This window comes from Kosakonia sp. BYX6 (assembly GCF_038449125.1).
GTDB lineage: Bacteria > Pseudomonadota > Gammaproteobacteria > Enterobacterales > Enterobacteriaceae > Kosakonia > Kosakonia calanthes.
Map to the genome: position 1 here is coordinate 1,674,013 of NZ_CP151800.1, position 18,083 is coordinate 1,692,095.

Annotated in this window: 16 protein-coding genes; 10 read left to right on the top strand and 6 right to left on the bottom strand. The window is 54.9% G+C overall.

Features of this window, described 5'->3' with window-relative positions:
• Nucleotides 1-99: 99 nt before the first annotated feature.
• The gene (locus AAEY27_RS07820; RefSeq protein WP_342325501.1) at nt 100-1,977 is read right to left on the bottom strand and encodes a TonB-dependent copper receptor; all 1,878 of its coding nucleotides are present in this window, start codon (nt 1,975-1,977) and stop codon (nt 100-102) included.
• 278 nt (nt 1,978-2,255) lie between these two features.
• On the opposite strand from AAEY27_RS07820, the gene dusC reads away from it, so the two are divergent.
• The 6 genes from dusC (at nt 2,256) to ascB (ending at nt 10,021) form a co-directional block, all read left to right on the top strand.
• Nucleotides 2,256-3,194, top strand: coding sequence for a tRNA dihydrouridine(16) synthase DusC (gene dusC / locus AAEY27_RS07825; protein ID WP_342324418.1), 939 nt, complete (start codon nt 2,256-2,258; stop codon nt 3,192-3,194).
• Between the two features lie 333 nt (nt 3,195-3,527).
• Nucleotides 3,528-4,853, top strand: coding sequence for an OprD family outer membrane porin (locus AAEY27_RS07830; protein WP_342324419.1), 1,326 nt, complete (start codon nt 3,528-3,530; stop codon nt 4,851-4,853).
• A gap of 14 nt (nt 4,854-4,867) precedes the next feature.
• Nucleotides 4,868-5,740 carry a 5'/3'-nucleotidase SurE gene (gene surE / locus AAEY27_RS07835; protein WP_342324420.1) on the top strand — a complete coding sequence of 291 codons (873 nt, stop codon included), beginning with the start codon at nt 4,868-4,870 and terminating at the stop codon, nt 5,738-5,740.
• Nucleotides 5,741-5,796: 56 nt separating this feature from the next.
• Nucleotides 5,797-6,630 carry a transcriptional antiterminator BglG gene (gene bglG / locus AAEY27_RS07840; protein ID WP_342325503.1) on the top strand — a complete coding sequence of 278 codons (834 nt, stop codon included), beginning with the start codon at nt 5,797-5,799 and terminating at the stop codon, nt 6,628-6,630.
• Between the two features lie 127 nt (nt 6,631-6,757).
• Entirely contained in the window at nt 6,758-8,599 is a 1,842-nt protein-coding gene (gene bglF / locus AAEY27_RS07845) for a PTS beta-glucoside transporter subunit IIABC (protein ID WP_342324422.1), read from the top strand.
• 15 nt (nt 8,600-8,614) lie between these two features.
• The gene (gene ascB / locus AAEY27_RS07850; protein WP_342324424.1) at nt 8,615-10,021 is read left to right on the top strand and encodes a 6-phospho-beta-glucosidase; all 1,407 of its coding nucleotides are present in this window, start codon (nt 8,615-8,617) and stop codon (nt 10,019-10,021) included.
• 40 nt (nt 10,022-10,061) lie between these two features.
• Here ascB and AAEY27_RS07855 read toward each other — a convergent pair whose 3' ends face one another.
• Nucleotides 10,062-10,970 carry a LysR family transcriptional regulator gene (locus AAEY27_RS07855; protein ID WP_342324426.1) on the bottom strand — a complete coding sequence of 303 codons (909 nt, stop codon included), beginning with the start codon at nt 10,968-10,970 and terminating at the stop codon, nt 10,062-10,064.
• A gap of 73 nt (nt 10,971-11,043) precedes the next feature.
• Between AAEY27_RS07855 and AAEY27_RS07860 the strand changes: the two genes are divergently transcribed.
• Entirely contained in the window at nt 11,044-12,000 is a 957-nt protein-coding gene (locus AAEY27_RS07860; RefSeq protein WP_342324427.1) for an MBL fold metallo-hydrolase, read from the top strand.
• A gap of 99 nt (nt 12,001-12,099) precedes the next feature.
• On the opposite strand, the gene yohP is transcribed toward AAEY27_RS07860, so the two are convergent.
• Entirely contained in the window at nt 12,100-12,195 is a 96-nt protein-coding gene (yohP, locus tag AAEY27_RS07865) for a small membrane protein YohP (protein ID WP_342324429.1), read from the bottom strand.
• Nucleotides 12,196-12,292: 97 nt separating this feature from the next.
• On the opposite strand from yohP, the gene AAEY27_RS07870 reads away from it, so the two are divergent.
• On the top strand, nt 12,293-13,066 hold the full coding sequence (locus AAEY27_RS07870) for an SDR family oxidoreductase (RefSeq protein ID WP_342324430.1): 774 nt from the start codon (nt 12,293-12,295) through the stop codon (nt 13,064-13,066).
• On the opposite strand, the gene AAEY27_RS07875 is transcribed toward AAEY27_RS07870, so the two are convergent.
• Nucleotides 13,063-13,647 (bottom strand): DedA family protein, encoded by a 585-nt coding sequence (locus AAEY27_RS07875; RefSeq protein WP_342325505.1) that lies wholly within the window; start codon nt 13,645-13,647, stop codon nt 13,063-13,065. The two genes, AAEY27_RS07870 and AAEY27_RS07875, sit on opposite strands and share 4 nt — an antisense overlap.
• Nucleotides 13,648-13,807: 160 nt before the next feature.
• Here AAEY27_RS07875 and AAEY27_RS07880 point away from each other — a divergent pair, with 160 nt between their 5' ends.
• Nucleotides 13,808-14,395 (top strand): Yip1 family protein, encoded by a 588-nt coding sequence (locus AAEY27_RS07880; RefSeq protein ID WP_342324432.1) that lies wholly within the window; start codon nt 13,808-13,810, stop codon nt 14,393-14,395.
• A gap of 170 nt (nt 14,396-14,565) precedes the next feature.
• On the top strand, nt 14,566-15,516 hold the full coding sequence (gene pbpG, locus AAEY27_RS07885; RefSeq protein WP_342324433.1) for a D-alanyl-D-alanine endopeptidase: 951 nt from the start codon (nt 14,566-14,568) through the stop codon (nt 15,514-15,516).
• On the opposite strand, the gene AAEY27_RS07890 is transcribed toward pbpG, so the two are convergent.
• Together AAEY27_RS07890 and dld are read right to left on the bottom strand one after the other, a co-directional pair.
• A complete protein-coding gene (locus AAEY27_RS07890) occupies nt 15,517-16,071 on the bottom strand; it encodes a GNAT family N-acetyltransferase (RefSeq protein ID WP_342324434.1) in 555 nt (184 codons plus the stop codon).
• A gap of 101 nt (nt 16,072-16,172) precedes the next feature.
• Entirely contained in the window at nt 16,173-17,909 is a 1,737-nt protein-coding gene (dld, locus tag AAEY27_RS07895) for a D-lactate dehydrogenase (protein WP_342324435.1), read from the bottom strand.
• Nucleotides 17,910-18,083 lie beyond the last annotated feature (174 nt).

Sequence of the window (18,083 nt, forward strand, 5' to 3'; positions counted from 1 at the left end):
AAACGTGCTACTGATCACATCATGAATTCTGAGAATACCAAACATTCCATTCAGGAACGTTATGCATTTCACCTGAATCTCCGGCCCTTGTGCCGTGCATCAGAACGTGACGCTAAGCTTGCCCCACCAGGTTCTGCCGGGTTCATCAATCGGTGTGTTTGCCGAATAGCCAAAACTGCCGTTCCCGGCCAGGTTCAAATGTTCGCTGTAGGTCTTATTAAAGAGATTATCGACTCCAGCGCTGATGTTGACATGTTCATTTACGTTGTACGCGGCATTGGCCGAGAGCACCGCAAACCCCGCACTGGCGGCAAAATCTTTGCCGACAACATTGCCTTCGTTAATCGCCACGCGATGCTGGCTGCTGACAAGGCGCAGCAGGCCGCTGCTGCTCCAGTTGCCACGCGTCCATGTCAGCCCCAAATGGGCTTCAAGTGGGGGGATTTGCGCTAATGCCCGGTGTTCATCGTCATTTTTCCCCCATGAATACGCCACGCTGGCCTCGCTTTTCCAGTTTTCGGTCAACGCGTAACTGACACCCGCTTCGCCGCCCATAATGGTGGCATCAATGTTATCCACCTGGCGTGTTTTGGCGGGCGCCGAATCATAGCGAAACAGGATGTAATCATTAATCCGGCCAATATACGCGGACACCCAGCTATTCAGGCGCGCGCCGGCATAGTGCGCGCCAATATCCAATTGGGTGGTTTTCTCGGTTTTCACACTGTTGATGTCAAAGCCGCGACGCGGCGAAAAGAGTTCCCAGTAGTCGGGGAAACGTTCGGTATAACCGATTCCCGCATACATCATTACCGGAATATCCGCCAAATGATGTTCCAGACGCGTAAACCCGGCAGGTAATGTCGCTTTACGCTGTGAGGCAAAATGTGTGACTTTTACGCGATCGAAACGCGCGCCGCTAATCACGTGGCTCTGCTCAGTGGCATGCCAGGTTAACTCGCTGAACAGGCCAGCATCATCGAAACGGGCATCTTTGACCCAACGGTGATGATGAAGGCGACGATGTGTGTTGCGTTGTGCATCCGTTCCGCTGCGCAGTTCAACAGCCGACCATAACCAGGTTCCCATCACTCTTGCGCCAGTAGTGCGGCGGTCAACGCGCTTCGCCATTGGTTTCATGGGCGGCGAACGTAACGAGAAGTTATCCATAATGTGGTCGGCATAGTTGCTGTAAATGTTGGCTTCAAATTTATCGAATACGTCGCCAATGTGGGATTTCTCCACCTGCGCACCGACACTTTCGCGCTTAAATTGCGACCCGTCCATGCCACGCCCGGCGTAGCGGGCTTCCCCGTCGCCTTTGCCCGCCGTTAACTCGAACAGCGTCTCTTTATCCGGTGTCCAACCGAGCGCCATATCGCCATTCCATTTTTGCCATTTCGATGGCACGCGCTCACCGTTACCGGCTTTGTAATCGCCCGCGCGGGAAGTGTTGCCGGTCAGGCGCAAATACCCCGTTTCGCTGCCGAGGCTGAGATCGGCAGTTTTATCCAGGCGTTGGTTAGAAGCCGCAAGCATGCTGGCAATTCCTTGAACGCCGGGCTTATTGAAACGCGGTGGCTCGCGATCAAAACGTACCGTCCCGGCGGAGTTACCCGGCCCCCAAAGCACCGTTTCTGGCCCTTTGATAAGGGTAAGAAGGTCAAAATTTTCAGGCGCGAGATACGACGTGGGGGAATCCATTCTGCCGCCGCAGGCACCGAGTATTTCGCCGTTATTGGTCAAAATACGCAAACGGGAACCGAACATGCCGCGAAAAAGCGGATCGCCATTGGTGCCGCCATTACGGATTTGCGAAAAACCGGGGAGGGTTTGCAGGTATTGCGCGCCATCGCTGGCGGAAAGGGGCTGGTGGGACCTTTTGGGTGAGGTGACGACTTCAAGGGGAGATGAAACCGGTGTTGTGACGATCATTACGGAATCATGCGGCAATGCGCTACGCGCGGCGGGAATCATCAGGATAAAGGCAGATAAAAACAGATGTTTTTTCATAAGCTTCCTTACTGTTTTATGCATAACGCCGTTCACCTGTCAGCGGTGAGCGTCGCGTTATGCGGGATTCGTCCGTGTAAATCCGTTTGGCGGAGTGTAACCGAATAAAATTCGTCCTGTTACAAATTCGTGAATTGCTGGCGGCAGAGTGTGAAGCGGATCTTTTGCCGGAGGGTGATAAAGGCGCTTTCCACGCCCGGAGAGAGTCGCTACTATGTCGCCTCATTTTTCCGGGGTGATTTATGCGTGTATTACTGGCTCCAATGGAAGGCGTACTCGATTCGCTGGTGCGTGAGCTGCTGACCGAGGTTAACGATTACGATCTGTGCATCACCGAGTTTTTGCGCGTGGTCGATCAACTGCTGCCGGTCAAATCCTTCCATAAAATTTGCCCCGAGTTACAGCGGCAAAGCCGCACCCCCTCTGGCACGCTGGTGCGCATTCAACTGCTTGGTCAATACCCGCAGTGGCTGGCGGAAAACGCGGCGCGCGCCGTCGAGCTGGGTTCGTGGGGCGTAGATCTCAATTGCGGTTGCCCGTCGAAGTTGGTTAACGGTAGCGGCGGCGGCGCGACACTGCTCAAAGATCCGGAACTGATTTATCGCGGCGCGAAAGCGATGCGTGAAGCGGTGCCGTCGCATCTTCCGGTGACGGTAAAAGTGCGTCTCGGCTGGGACAGTTCGGCGCGGCAGTTTGAGATTGCCGATGCCGTGCAACAGGCGGGCGCCAGCGAGCTTGCGGTGCACGGGCGCACAAAAGAAGAGGGTTACAAAGCCGAGTGCATTAACTGGCAGGCCATCGGTGAAATCCGCCAGCGTTTATCGATCCCGGTTATCGCGAATGGTGAAATTTGGGACTGGCAAAGCGCGCAGCAGTGCATGACTGCCACCGGTTGCGATGCAGTGATGATTGGCCGGGGCGCGCTGAATGTGCCAAACCTCAGCCGCGTGGTGAAATACAACGAGCCGCGCATGCCGTGGCCGGATGTGGTCGCGCTGCTGGCAAAATACACCCGCCTGGAGAAACAGGGCGATACCGGGCTTTATCATGTCGCGCGCATTAAACAATGGCTGGGGTATTTACGCAAAGAATATAATGAAGCCAGCGATCTGTTTGCTGAAATACGGACTTATAAAACATCTGCGGAAATTTCCGTGGCCATCGAGCGCGTTAAAATATAATCAACGGAAATAATCGGGGAATATACTTAAAATAATCGTAGCGTTAGCTGAGTCACATTTTTAACACTTGGTAAAATTGCGCGTAGATTATTTTTGATTGAGATGGTATTTATCTTCTCACGACATGTCAGGGTTGTTACTGTTTGACAGGCAAAACCTAAACTTTCTGAATTCTCAGTGAGAGGATTCAAGGTTTGGGTTTTTTTGTTTTAACGGTATTTGTAACTTAGAGAAGTTACTCGAAATAATTAAAAGGAATTGTCTGGGACGCTAATTTAGGAATTATTACAAAAGTATTTTGGTGACCAGCGATTAAAAACGGAATTAACCATCATGGATGCAATAAAATTTGCTTTACCTTTGGTATTCATTTCTGGTTTAAGTGCCACCAGCGCTTTTGCCAGTGATGAGCCGTTCAACACACAGGGATTTATTGAAAATAGCCAATTTTCGGTCACGCTGAAAAATGTCTGGATGCTGAATACCAGTAATCAGAACGAGGCGGCAGGTATTGGCGATCAGAAAGCCTGGGCACAAGGCGCGCTGCTGGATTACCAGAGCGGCTGGTTCGGGGATGTTATCGGGGTTGACGCGTCCTGGTACAGCGTTGCGAAGCTGTATGCCAATGACGATTTCGCCGGGCGTGACCTGCTGCGCGATAACAACGGGCATGCGGAAGGCTTCAACAAAATTGGCCAGATCTACGGGAAGCTGAAATGGGGGGATGACGCGGCCTATGCCAGGCTGTACGCGGGCTGGAAGCAGCTTTACAAATTCGGCGTACTCAGCGTGACGCACAGCCGCGCAGCACCGAGCACCTGGCAAGGCGTCAGCATGGAAAGCGGCCTGGGGAATATCTCCGCCCGCGCCGCCTGGGTCACCCGTTTTTCTGAACGCGATGAACCTGAAAAGCGCCACTTTTATACGTTAAAAAGCAATAAACGCATCGATCATATTGTGACGGGGGACGTAAGCTGGCGCCCGGCAAATAATATGCAAATCACCTGGCTTGCGGGCGAAAGCGATAATTACCTTTTACGTCAGGGATTGGAAGCACAATTCTCGCATCCTGTCACGGAAGGGGAGAGTCTCTTATTTCGCAGTGCCTGGTATTACAATCGTGGGCTCAGTGAATGGGAAGGCGCGCGAGGATTTACGCACAGCGCACAACATATTTTCGCCCTGGCAGGATATCAATATCACGATATTGAATCTGGAATCGGCTGGTCAAAAACAAAAGCGAAACTGGATGGCGGGTTAGGTCAATTTTATTGGCATATGGGCAAGAATACCCGAGGCGCATTTAATAGCCCGGCCGATGGCGAAGGTAATGATTATGTCAATGACGGCGAGCAGATGCTTTATTGGTACGGGAAATATTCACTGTCACCAGAATTAACTCTCGGCCTTTTTAGTCATTATGGTTTCGGTGCGCGATATCAGGATGTTTCATTAACCCAATGGGAATATGGCGGGTTTGTGGCGTGGGCGCCCAAAGACGTGGCGGGTTTATCCTTTTTTGCCGGGTTCGGCCCAAGTTACAGCTGGAAGTTAGTGAACGGCAAACCATCGCTTACGGAGGATAAGCGCGGGTTCCACCGCTCGAAAGGCGTCGGTGGCGGGGTGACGATGGAATACAAATTCGGTCTGCTTAAATAACAAGGAGTTTCATCATGAAGAAAACGTTACTGGCACTTTTGATAACGACACTTGCGACGACCGGCGCACAGGCGGCCGAACGCGCAATGCGCATTTTACTGGTCAATGACGACGGCTGTGATTCGGTCGGCACACTCTCCTTGCAAGAAAAACTGGCGGCCAAAGGTTTTGATGTCTGGATGGTCGCGCCAGCCACCAATCAAAGCGGGATTGGCTCGGCGATCACCTTCAAACCCAATAAGATTTTCGACGTCAAAAAAATCGGCGATAAACGCTACTGCTTCCCCGGCACGCCTGCGGATGCGTTGGATTTCGGCCTGCTTGGCGTGCTGAAAGAGAACCCGCCCGACCTGGTCATTTCAGGTGTTAACGATGGACCAAACACCGGCGTCACCCAGATCAACTCCGGCACGGTTGGCGCCGCGGCGCGCGCCATCCGTTATGGCTACCCGGCCATTGCCGCCAGCATCGGTTATTTGCTGACGGTCGAGGAACAAAAAGCCGGCTGGCCGAGCACGCACAAATACTGGCCGGATTCCGTCGATTATGTGGTGTCGCTGGTGGACAAACTCCATGACAAATGGCAGCCAGGTCAGGCATTGCTACCGGTCGGTTCGGGGCTGAGCATCAATTACCCACCGCTTTCGAAAAGCGCGATTAAAGGTGAGAAATACATCGGCAACGAGCAGTTCCCGCAGCCGCAGCACAGCTACACCCTGCTTGAAGATGGGCGCGCACAGCAGGTGCTGAGCGAGAAAATACTGACGCCGAGCGAGGCGGACACCGATAGCGGCTGGTTAAACAAGGGCTATATCACCCTGACCGTCTTTGATGGTCAATGGAATGCGCCGCAATACGAAGCGCAATACCAGGCGTTGCTTCGCTAATGGCTCCGCAAGTTGACGATCGCCCCCCCGTTTCCGGCGTGTTGCCCGACGGCGCAATGCGGATCGCCAAAATATTAAACAATAACGTCGCGGTGGTGCTCGATGAGAATCAACGTGAACAGGTGGTGATGGGGAGGGGCATCGCGTTTCAAAAACGCGCCGGTGATCGGATAGAGGCAGGCAGCATCGAAAAAATTTTTGCCCTGCAAAGTGATGAACTGGTGCGCCGCCTGGGGGAACTGCTCAAGCAAATCCCGCTGGAGGTGATCACCGCCTGCGATCGCATTATTGAGCTGGCGCAAAGTCGCCTGGGGAAGTTGCAAGAGAGCCTTTACATCACGCTGACCGACCACTGCTACTTTGCCATTGAGCGGCAGAAAAAAGGGGTGGTGATCCGTAATGTGCTGATGTGGGAAATCAAACGCCTTTATCCCAAAGAGTTTGAACTGGGCCAACAAGCGCGGGCAATCCTTGCCAAACGCTTAGCGGTTGAGCTGCCGGAAGATGAAGCGGGGTTTATCGCGCTGCATCTGGTCACGGCGCAGTTGAAAAGTGAAATGCCGGAAGTGATGCATATCACCAAAGTGATGCAAGAGATTCTGCATATCGTGCAGTACCAGTTGAAGTTGGAATATGACCAGGAATCCCTGAGCTACCACCGCTTTGTGACGCATCTGAAGTTTTTTGCCCAGCGCATGCTGAATCGCACGGTGGTGGAAAATGACGATGCCTCAGTGCACCAGGTGGTGAAAGAGAATTATCCGCTGGCATGGAAGTGCGCCGAAAAAGTGGCCGGGCATCTGGTTTGTACTTATCAGCGCCAACTGACCACCGAAGAGATTATGTTTCTCGCTTTTCACATTGAGCGAGTGAGAAAAGAACGGCGCTAAGCGCGCCACCAGGATTGTTACTGCACTTTTTTCTTTGCAGGCAAAACCTGAGTCCGCTCCCGCAAGGGGCGGTCTCAGGTTTTTTTTATACAGGCACTGCCTACGGGCATGAAGTAAGGAACTCAACATGGAATATCAAACGCTGGCGAAAGCGATCCTCAGCCACGTTGGTGGTAAGGAAAACATTGGCAGCCTGGTGCATTGCGCCACGCGGTTACGCTTCAAACTTAAAGAGATGAAAAAAGCTGATGCCACAGGCTTAAAAAACCAGCCCGGCGTGATCATGGTGGTGGAAAGCGGCGGCCAGTTTCAGGTCGTTATTGGCAACCACGTGAATGATGTCTGGAAAGCGGTCTGCAAAGAAGCAGGTTTTACAGACGACACGCCGCAGGCGGCAAGCGATGACAAGAGCACGCTGCTCAGTCGTATCATCGATATTATTTCCGGCATTTTCACCCCGTTTATCGGCATTCTCGCTGCGTCGGGGATCCTGAAAGGCATTCTGGCGCTGGCGGCGGTGTGTGGCTGGCTGGCAACCGACAGCGGAACGTACAAAATCTGGTTCGCCGCCAGCGATGCGTTGTTCTTCTTCTTCCCACTGGTGCTTGGCTACACCGCCGGGAAAAAGTTTGGCGGCAACCCGTTTATCACCATGGCGATTGGCGGCGCATTAACGCATCCGTTGATGATTGGCGCGTTCGAAGCCAGCCAGGCCAGCGGCGCGGTGAGTGAAACGTTCCTCGGCATTCCTGTCACTTTCCTCAATTACAGCGGTTCGGTGATCCCGATTATTCTTGCCGCGTGGGTCAGTTGTTGGGTGGAAAAACAGGGCAACCGGTTCCTGCATTCCTCACTGAAAAACTTCTTCTCGCCGTTGTTGTGCATTGCCATCACCGTACCGCTGACCTTTTTGGTAATCGGGCCGGTCGCCACCTGGCTGAGCCAAATGCTGGCGCACGGTTATCAGACCATTTACACCCTCTCTCCGTGGCTGGCGGGTGGCGCGCTGGGCGCGGTGTGGCAGATCTGCGTTATTTTTGGTCTGCACTGGGGGCTGGTGCCGCTGATGATCAACAACATGTCGGTATTGGGTCAGGACACCATGCTGCCGATTCTGCTGCCAGCGGTACTGGGGCAGGTGGGCGCAACGCTGGGTATCTTCCTGCGTACCCGTGACGGGCAACAAAAAGTGCTGGCGGGTTCATCCCTTGCGGCCGGGATTTTCGGCATCACCGAACCGGCGGTGTATGGCTTAACGTTACCGTTGCGGCGTCCTTTCATTTTCGGCTGTGTGGCGGGCGCTGTCGGCGGCGCGATTGTCGGCTTTAGCGGCACACAGGCTTACTCGTTCGGTATGGCGAATATCTTTACTCTCGCGCAGATGATTCCGCCGGGCGGCATTGATTCAACGCTGTGGGGCGGCGCACTGGGTGCGGGTATCGCGCTGGTGCTCTCTTTCGTACTGACTTTTATTGCCGGGCTGCCAGGCGCGTCGACAGGCGGCGGTACCTCAGGGAAAAAAGTGCTTCTCGCACCGATGAGCGGCAGCGTTTTGGCGCTGAACCAGGTCACGGACCCCACTTTTGCCAGCGGCATCCTGGGTGAAGGGGTAGCAATTATTCCGGTGGACTGCCGCGTCGTCGCGCCGTTTGCCGGGCAAGTCTCCTCCCTGTTTGAAACCAAACACGCCATTGGCTTACTGAGCGACAACGGCATGGAAGTGCTGATCCACGTGGGGATCGACACCGTGAAGCTGGAAGGTAAACCGTTTACCGCCCATGTCTCTGTGGGTGACCGAGTGAAACCGGGCGACCTGCTGCTGGAATTCGATCGCTCGGCGATCCTCGACGCCGGGTACGATCTCGCCACCCCGGTGATTATCAGTAATAGCGACAGTTTCGCGAGCGTTAACAAAGTCGCATCCACTTCAGTTCGCGTCGGCAAACCGTTGCTGGCGGTAGCGGGCTAATCAAAGGAGAAAGAGATGAAATCATTTCCGAAAGCGTTCTTATGGGGCGGTGCCATTGCCGCGAATCAGGTTGAAGGCGCGTATTTGAAGCACGGCAAAGGGCTTTCCACGTCGGATATGCAACCACACGGCGTGTTCGGCGAGGTGGTGGAACGCGTGGCGGATGACAACATTCTCCAGGACCAGGCGCTGAAAGATGTCGCGATCGATTTTTATCACCGTTTTCCGCAGGACATTGCCCTGTTTGCTGAGATGGGATTTACCTGCCTGCGCGTATCCATCGCCTGGACGCGTATTTTCCCGAATGGCGATGAAACCACGCCGAACGAAGAAGGGCTGGCATTTTACGACAGATTGTTTGACGAGTTAGCCGCGCACAACATCACACCGCTGGTGACGTTATCGCATTATGAAATGCCGTGGGGACTGGTGAAACAGTATGGCGGCTGGGGCAATCGCCAGACCATCGACTTCTTCGAGCGCTATGCGCGCACGGTGTTTACCCGCTATCAGGCGAAGGTCAAGCTGTGGCTGACCTTCAATGAGATCAATATGTCGCTGCACGCGCCGCTGACTGGCGTCGGTTTGCCGCACGACAGCAGCAAAGCGGAAGTGTATCAGGCCATTCATCATCAACTGGTGGCGAGTGCGCGGGTGGTGAAAGCCTGCCATGAAATCATCCCGGAGAGCAAAATCGGCAACATGCTGCTCGGTGGCCTTATGTACCCGCTAAGCTGCAAACCGGCCGATGTGTTCGAAGCGTTGCAGGAAAACCGTAGCTGGCAGTTCTTCGGCGATGTGCAGTGTCGTGGCGCGTATCCGGGCTATATGCTGCGCTATTTCCGTGACAACGGTATTGAGCTTGAGATAACCGACACCGACCGCGATGCGCTCAAATCGACCGTCGATTTTATCTCCTTTAGCTACTACATGAGCGGCTGCGTTACCGCGGATAAAGAACTGAACGAACAACTGCGCGGCAATATCCTCAGCATGGTGCCTAACCCGCATCTGGTCAGCTCGGAGTGGGGCTGGCAGATTGACCCGCTCGGCCTGCGTACGCTGATGAATATGCTGTGGGATCGCTGGGAAAAGCCATTGTTTATCGTCGAAAATGGCCTGGGCGCGAAGGATAAAGTCGAAGAAGATGGCAGCATCAATGATGACTACCGTATCGATTATCTTAACGATCACCTGGTGCAGGTGCGCGAAGCCATTGACGATGGCGTTGAGGTGATGGGCTACACAAGTTGGGGGCCGATTGACCTGGTCAGTGCGTCAAAGGCGGAGATTTCCAAACGTTACGGTTTTATCTATGTCGACCGTGATGACAAGGGTAACGGCACGCTGGCGCGTAGCCGTAAAAAGAGCTTCTTCTGGTATCGCGAAACTATCGCCAACAACGGCGCGAACCTGAAGTAGTCTGTACTCTGCCCGGTTCGTCCGGGCAGAGCTCTCAGACTCACAATTTAGCGATAAATTCTTTCAACCACATAACCGCAGCATCGCTGCTGTGGCGTTGATGCCACAGCAGTGCCACCTCAACCGGTTCCGCCTCTAGCGGCACCGGGCTGCACAGTAACCCGCGCGACCGTTGCCACTCATTGGCAAGCCCGGCTGGCACCGTTGCCAGCGCGGGCATTTTTTCCAGTAAACCCGGTAGTGCTGCGAAGTGCGGTGTAGTGTAGTGAATTCGCCGTTGATGGCCGCTTTTTGCCAGCAAGGTATCAAAATGACTTCCTGTCGCTTCCCGGTAACTCACCATCAAATGTGGTTGGGCGGCAAACGTATCAAGATCCAGCGGCGCGTTTAGCGTTAATTGCTGCGGATGCCAGAGCGTGACAAACGGCATATGCGTCAAGACTTCCCGCTCCAGCCAGCGCGGCCCGCCAGCGGCGACGCTGATTGCCATGTCCATTTCACCGCCTTCCAGACGTGCGGCATCACTGAATGGATCGCTCGCCACCACATTCAACCGCACGCCAGGCGCCTCGCGCAGCAACGCCGGAATCAATTTCGGCATCAGCCACATTTCCACCCAATCCGCCATGCCCAGCGTCAACGTCACCGTGGCGGTTTTGGCATCGAACGCCGTTTGCTGGAATAGCGCACTTTGCAACTGTTCAAGCAGCGGCAGCAACTCGGTATGCAGTTCTGCCGCGCGGGCGGTTGGCTGCATTTTGTGGCCGCTGCGAATAAACAGCGGGTCGTCGAATAACGTGCGCAGGCGCGACAGCACACCGCTCACCGCCGGTTGACCCAGGTGCAGCTTATCGGCGGCGGCAGAAACACTCTGTTCGCGATACAGCACGGCAAAAGCGATCAGCAGGTTCAGATCGATTTTGCGGAAATCATTCTCTTTGATAGTCATTATCGCTCCAATCAATTGGAGTGATAGTAGCCGCGCAGCGATACTGGTGCAATCAAAACGACCGGAGAAGAGCATGAAAAAATATCCCCTGTTACTGGCCCTGACCACGGTCGGGCTAAGCGTTAGCGCGATGGCTGCCATGCCGCTTTCCACCCATCAGCCGCAAGCGCCGGGTTACTACCGCATGGCGATGGGCGACTGGCAAATTACTGCCGTTTCCGATGGCACCGTCGCGGTGCCGTTTGGCAAGCTGCTGACCAATATCACGCCCGAAAAATTGCAGGCGCGCATGGCGCAGGCGAATTTACCGGTCAACGCCGAGACATCGATCAACGCTTTTGTCATTAACACGGGCAAACAGCTGATTCTGGTGGATGCAGGCGCCGGCGCGCTGTTTGGCGATGCGGGCGGTCATCTGCCTGAAAACTTGCGTGCAGCGGGTATCGATCCGGCGGCTATTGATACGGTATTACTGACCCATATTCACGCCGATCACTCCGGCGGTGTGCAGCGCGACGGCAAACCGGTGTTTGCCAATGCCACCGTGCGCGTTGACCAGCGCGATGTCGATTTCTGGCTTAACCCGGCGCATGCGAAAGATGTCGAAGAGGGGCAGCGCCACACGTTCGCCGAATCCGAACGCTCGCTGCGCCCGGTGATCGACGCCGGTAAGCTCAGCGCTTTTCGCGCGCCCGTGCAGATCATGCCCGGTATTGACGCAGTGCCTGCGCCAGGACATACGCCGGGCAGCGTGATTTACCGCGTCACCCACGGCGGGAAAACGCTGATGTTGTGGGGCGATATTATTCACGCGCACCCGGTGCAGCTTCCGCAGCCGAAGGTGGCCATTCATTTTGATGTCAACCGTCAGCAGGCCGTTGCCACGCGTGAGAAAGTGCTGGCGCAGGTTGCGCGCGAAGGGGATTGGATCGCCGCGGCGCATATCGCGTTTCCGGGCATCGGTAAGGTGATGAAAGCGGGGCAAGGGTACCGCTGGGCGCCGATTAATTACAGTGCCAAGGGCGAATGACCAGCCGGAGAATTGCCCGGCGCTAACGCTTACCGGGCCTACAAACACGGTTCGGGATTCGTAGGCCGGATAAGGCGCTAGCCGCCATCCGGCGCTCGTTTAGAAGATCATTTTAAACACGCCGGTGACCACCAGCAGACCAATCAGGAAAATAATCAGGATCGCCCAAAGTAAAATCTTCATCATTTTCGTCATCCTTATCATGGGTTGTTTCAGCAAAGCTTAGGCAATCTCTCACCATCCTGCCTTTTTTCTATACTTAACTGCTTATTAAATAACCGGAGGGCGAAGCATGGCTGAAACGAAAGTCGCAATAGTGACCGCTGCGGATTCCGGCATCGGCAGGCAAAGTGCGCTGATGCTGGCACAACGGGGTTTTGATGTGGGCATTACCTGGCATTCCGACCACGACGGCGCAGACGAAACGGCACGGCAGGTGCAAGCGCTCGGGCGGCGGGCGGAGGTAATCCAACTTGATCTCAGTCATTTACCGGATGGCGCGCAGGCCATTCAGACACTGATTTCACGCTTCGGGCGCATCGACGCGCTGGTCAATAACGCCGGGGCGATGACCAAAGCGCCTTTCCTGGATGTGACGTTTGAGGACTGGCGCGCCATTTTCACCATTGATGTCGATGGCGCGTTTCTTTGCTCGCAAATCGCCGCGCGACAAATGGTGAAACAGGGGCAGGGCGGGCGCATCGTCAATATCACTTCGGTGCATGAACATACGCCGTTGCCAGAGGCCAGTGCCTATACTGCCGCCAAACACGCGTTGGGTGGCTTAACCCAGTCGATGGCGCTGGAGTTGGTGGAACACAACATTCTGGTGAACGCCGTGGCACCCGGCGCGATTGCTACGCCGATGAACGATATGGACGATGCCGACGCGAAACCCGGTTCAATGCCGATAATCCCGCTCGCGCGACCCGGCACCACCAAAGAGATCGCCAGCATGGTGGCCTGGCTCTGCTCTGAAGAAGCCAGCTACGCCACCGGGCAGTCGTTTATCATCGACGGCGGTTTTATGCTGGCGAACCCGCAGTTCAAACCCCAAAAAGCTTAATCCTCCGAGGCGTTGCGCTGGCGTTTTTTCCGGCGGTGGCGAAACCACCACCGCAGGCAGAACACCAGCGCGATGGCGAGGATCAGCCAAATCCAGCGTTTCACATGCTGGTCGAATTGATGCAGCCACGGGCCAATCACTTCACCGCCCACATAACCGAGCGTGGTAAACAACAGCGCCCAAACGATGGCGCCGATAATATTCAGCGGCAGAAAGATTTTTGGTCGCAAACGGCTGGTGCCAATCAATAGCGGGCCAATAATGCGAAAACCGTACATAAAGCGCGAACCGATAACAAACAGGTAGGGATGACGGCGGATAAGCGTCTGTGCCTGATGAATCTTCTCCCGGTGGCGGGAAAATCGACGCAGGATCTTCGTTCCGTAGCGTCTGCCCACCAGATAAAGCAACTGGTCGCCAATCATGCCGCCCAGCGCCACAGCCAGCACGACCAGCGGAAAGCGCAGCAACCCCTGATGCGCGGCAACACCGCCCAACAGTGTGATGGTTTCCCCTTCCGCAACGCTGCCAATAACCAGCGCGGCGTAGCCATATTCGCTAATCAGATGATTGATATCCAATGTCATTACCTCCTCCTGGCAAAACGCTAATAAGCATATACGCTCACAGCCGTTCTCGCAGGGCCGGAGATTGCACGCTTTTTGGCGCTGTACAAAAAATAATCTCCAGAGTGACGTATACTTACAGGGTCGATGTTCGGGCTTTCAGCGAGGGGGCGTTATGAACCATGTCTGGGGACTCTTTTCCCATCCCGATCGTGAAATGCAGGTTATCAAAAGCGAAGACGAGACCGTTTCGCATCACTACACCCACCATGTTCTTGTCATGGCGGCCATTCCGGTTATCTGTGCATTTATCGGTACTACGCAAATCGGCTGGAACTTTGGTGAAAACAACGTTGTGATGTTGTCCTGGTTCACCGGTTTGTCTCTGGCGGTTTTATTCTATGCCTTGATGCTGGCGGGGGTGGCCGTAATGGGCCGCGTCATCTGGTGGATGGCACGAAATTACCCGCAGCGGCCATCACTGACGCGCTGTATGGTGTTTGCCGGTTACGTGGCAACGCCGCTGTTTTTAAGCGGTATTGTGGCGCTTTACCCACTGGTGTGGCTGTGCGCGTTGATCGGTACAGTGGCGCTGTTTTATACCGGGTATCTGCTCTATGTCGGCATTCCAACCTTCCTGAATATCAACAAGGAAGAGGGGCTGAGCTTCTCCAGCTCGACGCTGGCGATTGGTGTACTGGTGCTGGAAGTTCTGCTGGCGCTGACGGTAATCCTGTGGGGTTACGGTTATCGATTGTTCTAATCACCCTGCGTTGCTGGCAGAAATGCTGGCAACGCAAACTCTCGCAACGATTATCCTCTGGCGACAACCCTGCGTGGCGGCTATTATGCCAAAGCCAGCCCTGTTATTGCTTCGGCGAACAGAAGCGGTGTGCGTAATAACGTGCGTGAATAATTTTCAGAAGCCTCACCATGCAGAAATTTCGAGTTTCCTTATTAAGCCTGGCTTTATTGCTGAGTGCGCCCATAGCGCCGATTGCGCTAGCGAAAACCCCAGTTGCGACAACGGCCGCGCAACCTGAAATCGCGTCGGGCAGCGCGATGATTGTCGATCTGCAAACCAACAACGTTATCTATTCCAGCCACCCGGATCTGGTGCGCCCCATCGCGTCGATCACCAAATTGATGACCGCGATGGTGGTGCTGGATGCCCGCCTGCCGCTGGATGAAAAACTCTCTGTTGATATCAGCCAAACGCCGGAAATGAAGGGGATTTACTCCCGCGTGCGTTTGAACAGCGAAATCAGCCGCAAAGATATGCTGCTGCTGGCGCTGATGTCCTCGGAAAACCGTGCCGCTGCGAGCCTCGCGCATCACTATCCGGGCGGTTATCAGGCCTTTATCGCGGCGATGAATGCCAAAGCCAAAGCGCTTGGCATGAGCAATACCCGTTATGTTGAACCGACCGGGCTGTCGATTCATAACGTTTCAACCGCCCGCGATCTCAGCAAGCTGCTGATTGCCACCAAACAGTACCCGCTGATTGGGCAACTGAGCACCACGCGCGAAGAGATGGCGACGTTCGCCAACCCGGCGTATACGCTGCCGTTTCGCAATACCAACCACCTGGTCTACCGCGATAACTGGAACATTCAGTTGACGAAAACCGGCTTTACCAATGCGGCAGGCCACTGCCTGGTGATGCGCACCGTGATCAACAATAAACCGGTGGCGCTGGTGGTGATGGATGCGTTCGGCAAATTTACACACTTTGCCGATGCCAGCCGTTTACGCACGTGGATTGAAACCGGGAAAGTGCAGCCGGTTCCGGCGGCGGCACTGAGCTATAAGCGCCAGAAAGCGGCGCAAATGGCGCAAAACCCGGCGCTGAATGCCGGGGAACTCACCGCGCAAAACGATTAATTATTCCGGCAGCGTCCAGTCACCATCATTGAGTGGACGCTGCATAATCAACGTATCCCGCCAGTCGCCTTGCTTATACCCCACGCTTCGCAGTTGCCCGACAACCTCGAAACCATGCTTTTTATGTACGCGCAGCGAACCAGCGTTGTTATTCCCATCGCCAATCACCGCGATCATCTGCCGCCACGGCCCCTCTTCACAGCGGGCGATTAAGGCACTCAGTAATGCCGAACCAATCCCGCGGCCAGTCATGCTCGCATCGACATAAATCGACTCTTCCAGCGTGTAACGGTAAGCCGGGCGCGGGCGATAAAAACCGGCGTAGCAGTAACCGACAACAATGCCGTGATAAAGGGCGACCAGCCACGGCAAACCGTCGTTGGCGATTTTGTTCATGCGGCTGCGCATTTCTTCAATGGCGGGCGGCACTTCTTCGAAGGAGGCACGGCCATTGAGCACGTGCCAGGCGTAAAGGGATGAAATGGCGTGAACATCGTCAGGGCTGGCGTCGCGCACGACCACCGCAGGACCCGAAATGATATCGACAGCTGACATGAGAGAGGCGCTCCTTTCAAAGCAGAGAGCCAAAGAAACGTTTCTCTGGCGTTTTCGCTACTCTATTACGAAAGGCGCGCCCAATTCAAAACGGCAGTTGGCTATTTAACCGTCGTTTGATCGTGATGCTCTGTTTGCGCAGCGTCTTGCCAGAATTTCCGCTTGCTCGTCTTGCCAATGCCGGGGTTCATGCTGTTGGTCGGATCATTTTCCCGATAAAAACGTTTAAGCGGTTCGGCGGCTTCATACAGATGCCCGACGTTGTGCTCGGCAGGATATTGCGCTCCGCGCTGGCGTAACAATTCCAACATTTGTTCTTTCAGGGCATGCACATCGACGCCTTTTTTGACGATGTAATCCTGGTGGAAAACGTGGCACATAAAGTGGCCGTAATAGAGTTTATGCACCAGTTGGCTGTCGATTTCCGGCGGCAGATGCTCAAACCAGTCAATGTCATTGCGGCGCAGGGCGATATCGAGCGCCAGAATATCTTCCACTTCATCGGCGTGTACTGCCTGGTAGCGGATCGCCGCACCGGCGGCGGCAAACCGATGCAGAAACGCTTTGCTGCCCTCTTGCGGCGTACAGACAAAGAAATCCCCTTCGGCGCTGGTGAAGAATTCTTCCAGCCACTTTTGCGCTTCGGCAATGCCGTCACCGGACATTTTCAACAGCAGATGGTGTTCATATTTATCGCGCCACTCTTTCATGCGCGGCGGCAGGTGCGACGGGAACAGGCCGCTGATTTTTTGCAGTGAGCGGTCAACAAAATGCGGTTTGAACACCGCCGCTTTGTCGAGCAGCGCGTCGGTGCGCCCTTTCATGGTGAAGAAAAACGGCATTTTGTCGGTGCCGAGTTTATCGATCATCAGGAATGTGTCTTTGCCGTAACGCTCGGCGATATCGTAAATATCGCGGTGCATATACTCTCCGGCGATCGGCAGATGGGTAAATTTCGCCAGAATATGGCGGCGGATCTCGGTTAAGGCGGCGGTTTCATTGGTGCCGATATAGAACACTTGCTGGCGCGCTTCCGCCGGGAAGGTGTCGAGGCGCACGGCGAAGACCGCCAGTTTGCCCGCGCAGCCGGAGGACTCAAACAACCGCTCAGGGTCAGCGTTGTAACGCGCGGGCGTATCGGCTTGCACATCGCGCACGCGGGTTACGTAATCATGATCGTGGCCGTGACGCTGGTCGTGCAGCACATCGCCCGCCTGAATGCGATCGTCATCGAGCTTGCTGAGGATCTGTTCCGGCGTTTCGCCCAACTGAATGCCCAGGTGATTCACCAACTGCAATCGGCCTTGTTCGTCGATACGCGCAAACAGCGACATTTCGGTATAGGCCGGGCCGCGCTGCACCAGCGAGCCACCGGAGTTATTGCAAATCCCGCCAATCACCGAGGCGCCAATACAGGAGGAACCGATCACCGAATGGGGTTCACGTCCCAGCGGTTTCAACGCTTTTTCCAGCGAATAGAGCGTGGTGCCGGGGTAGGCCAGCACCTGCTCGCCGTTATCCAGCAGGTGCAGTTTGTCGAGGCGCAGGGTGCTGATAATCACAATGTCGCGGTCGTAATCATTGCCGTTGGGCGTCGAGCCTTCGGTCAGGCCGGTGTTCGCCGCTTGCATCAGAATGATTTTGTCGGCAGTGACGCAGGCTTGCAGCACGCGCCACAACTCCACCAACGTACCAGGGAAAACGACCGCCAGCGCGTCACCCTGGCCGGAGCGAAAACCTTTGCGGTAACGGGCGGTTTTTGCCGGGTCGGTAAGTAGATGAGAAGCGCCAACTACGCGTTTGAGTTCATTAATGAAAGGGTTATTTGGCTGTGTCATTATCCACTCCTTGTGACAAAGCATAATTTTTATGCCTATTGATAGTAGCCCCGGAAAACCAGGCGGGGGGAGAGAATCGGCATAAAAATCAGAGTCCAACTCTGCAAGACGTGCCAGGATTATGGCACACTGCGTTTTTTTCGCGGCCCGTTACCGCGGTTTTTGATGAAAATA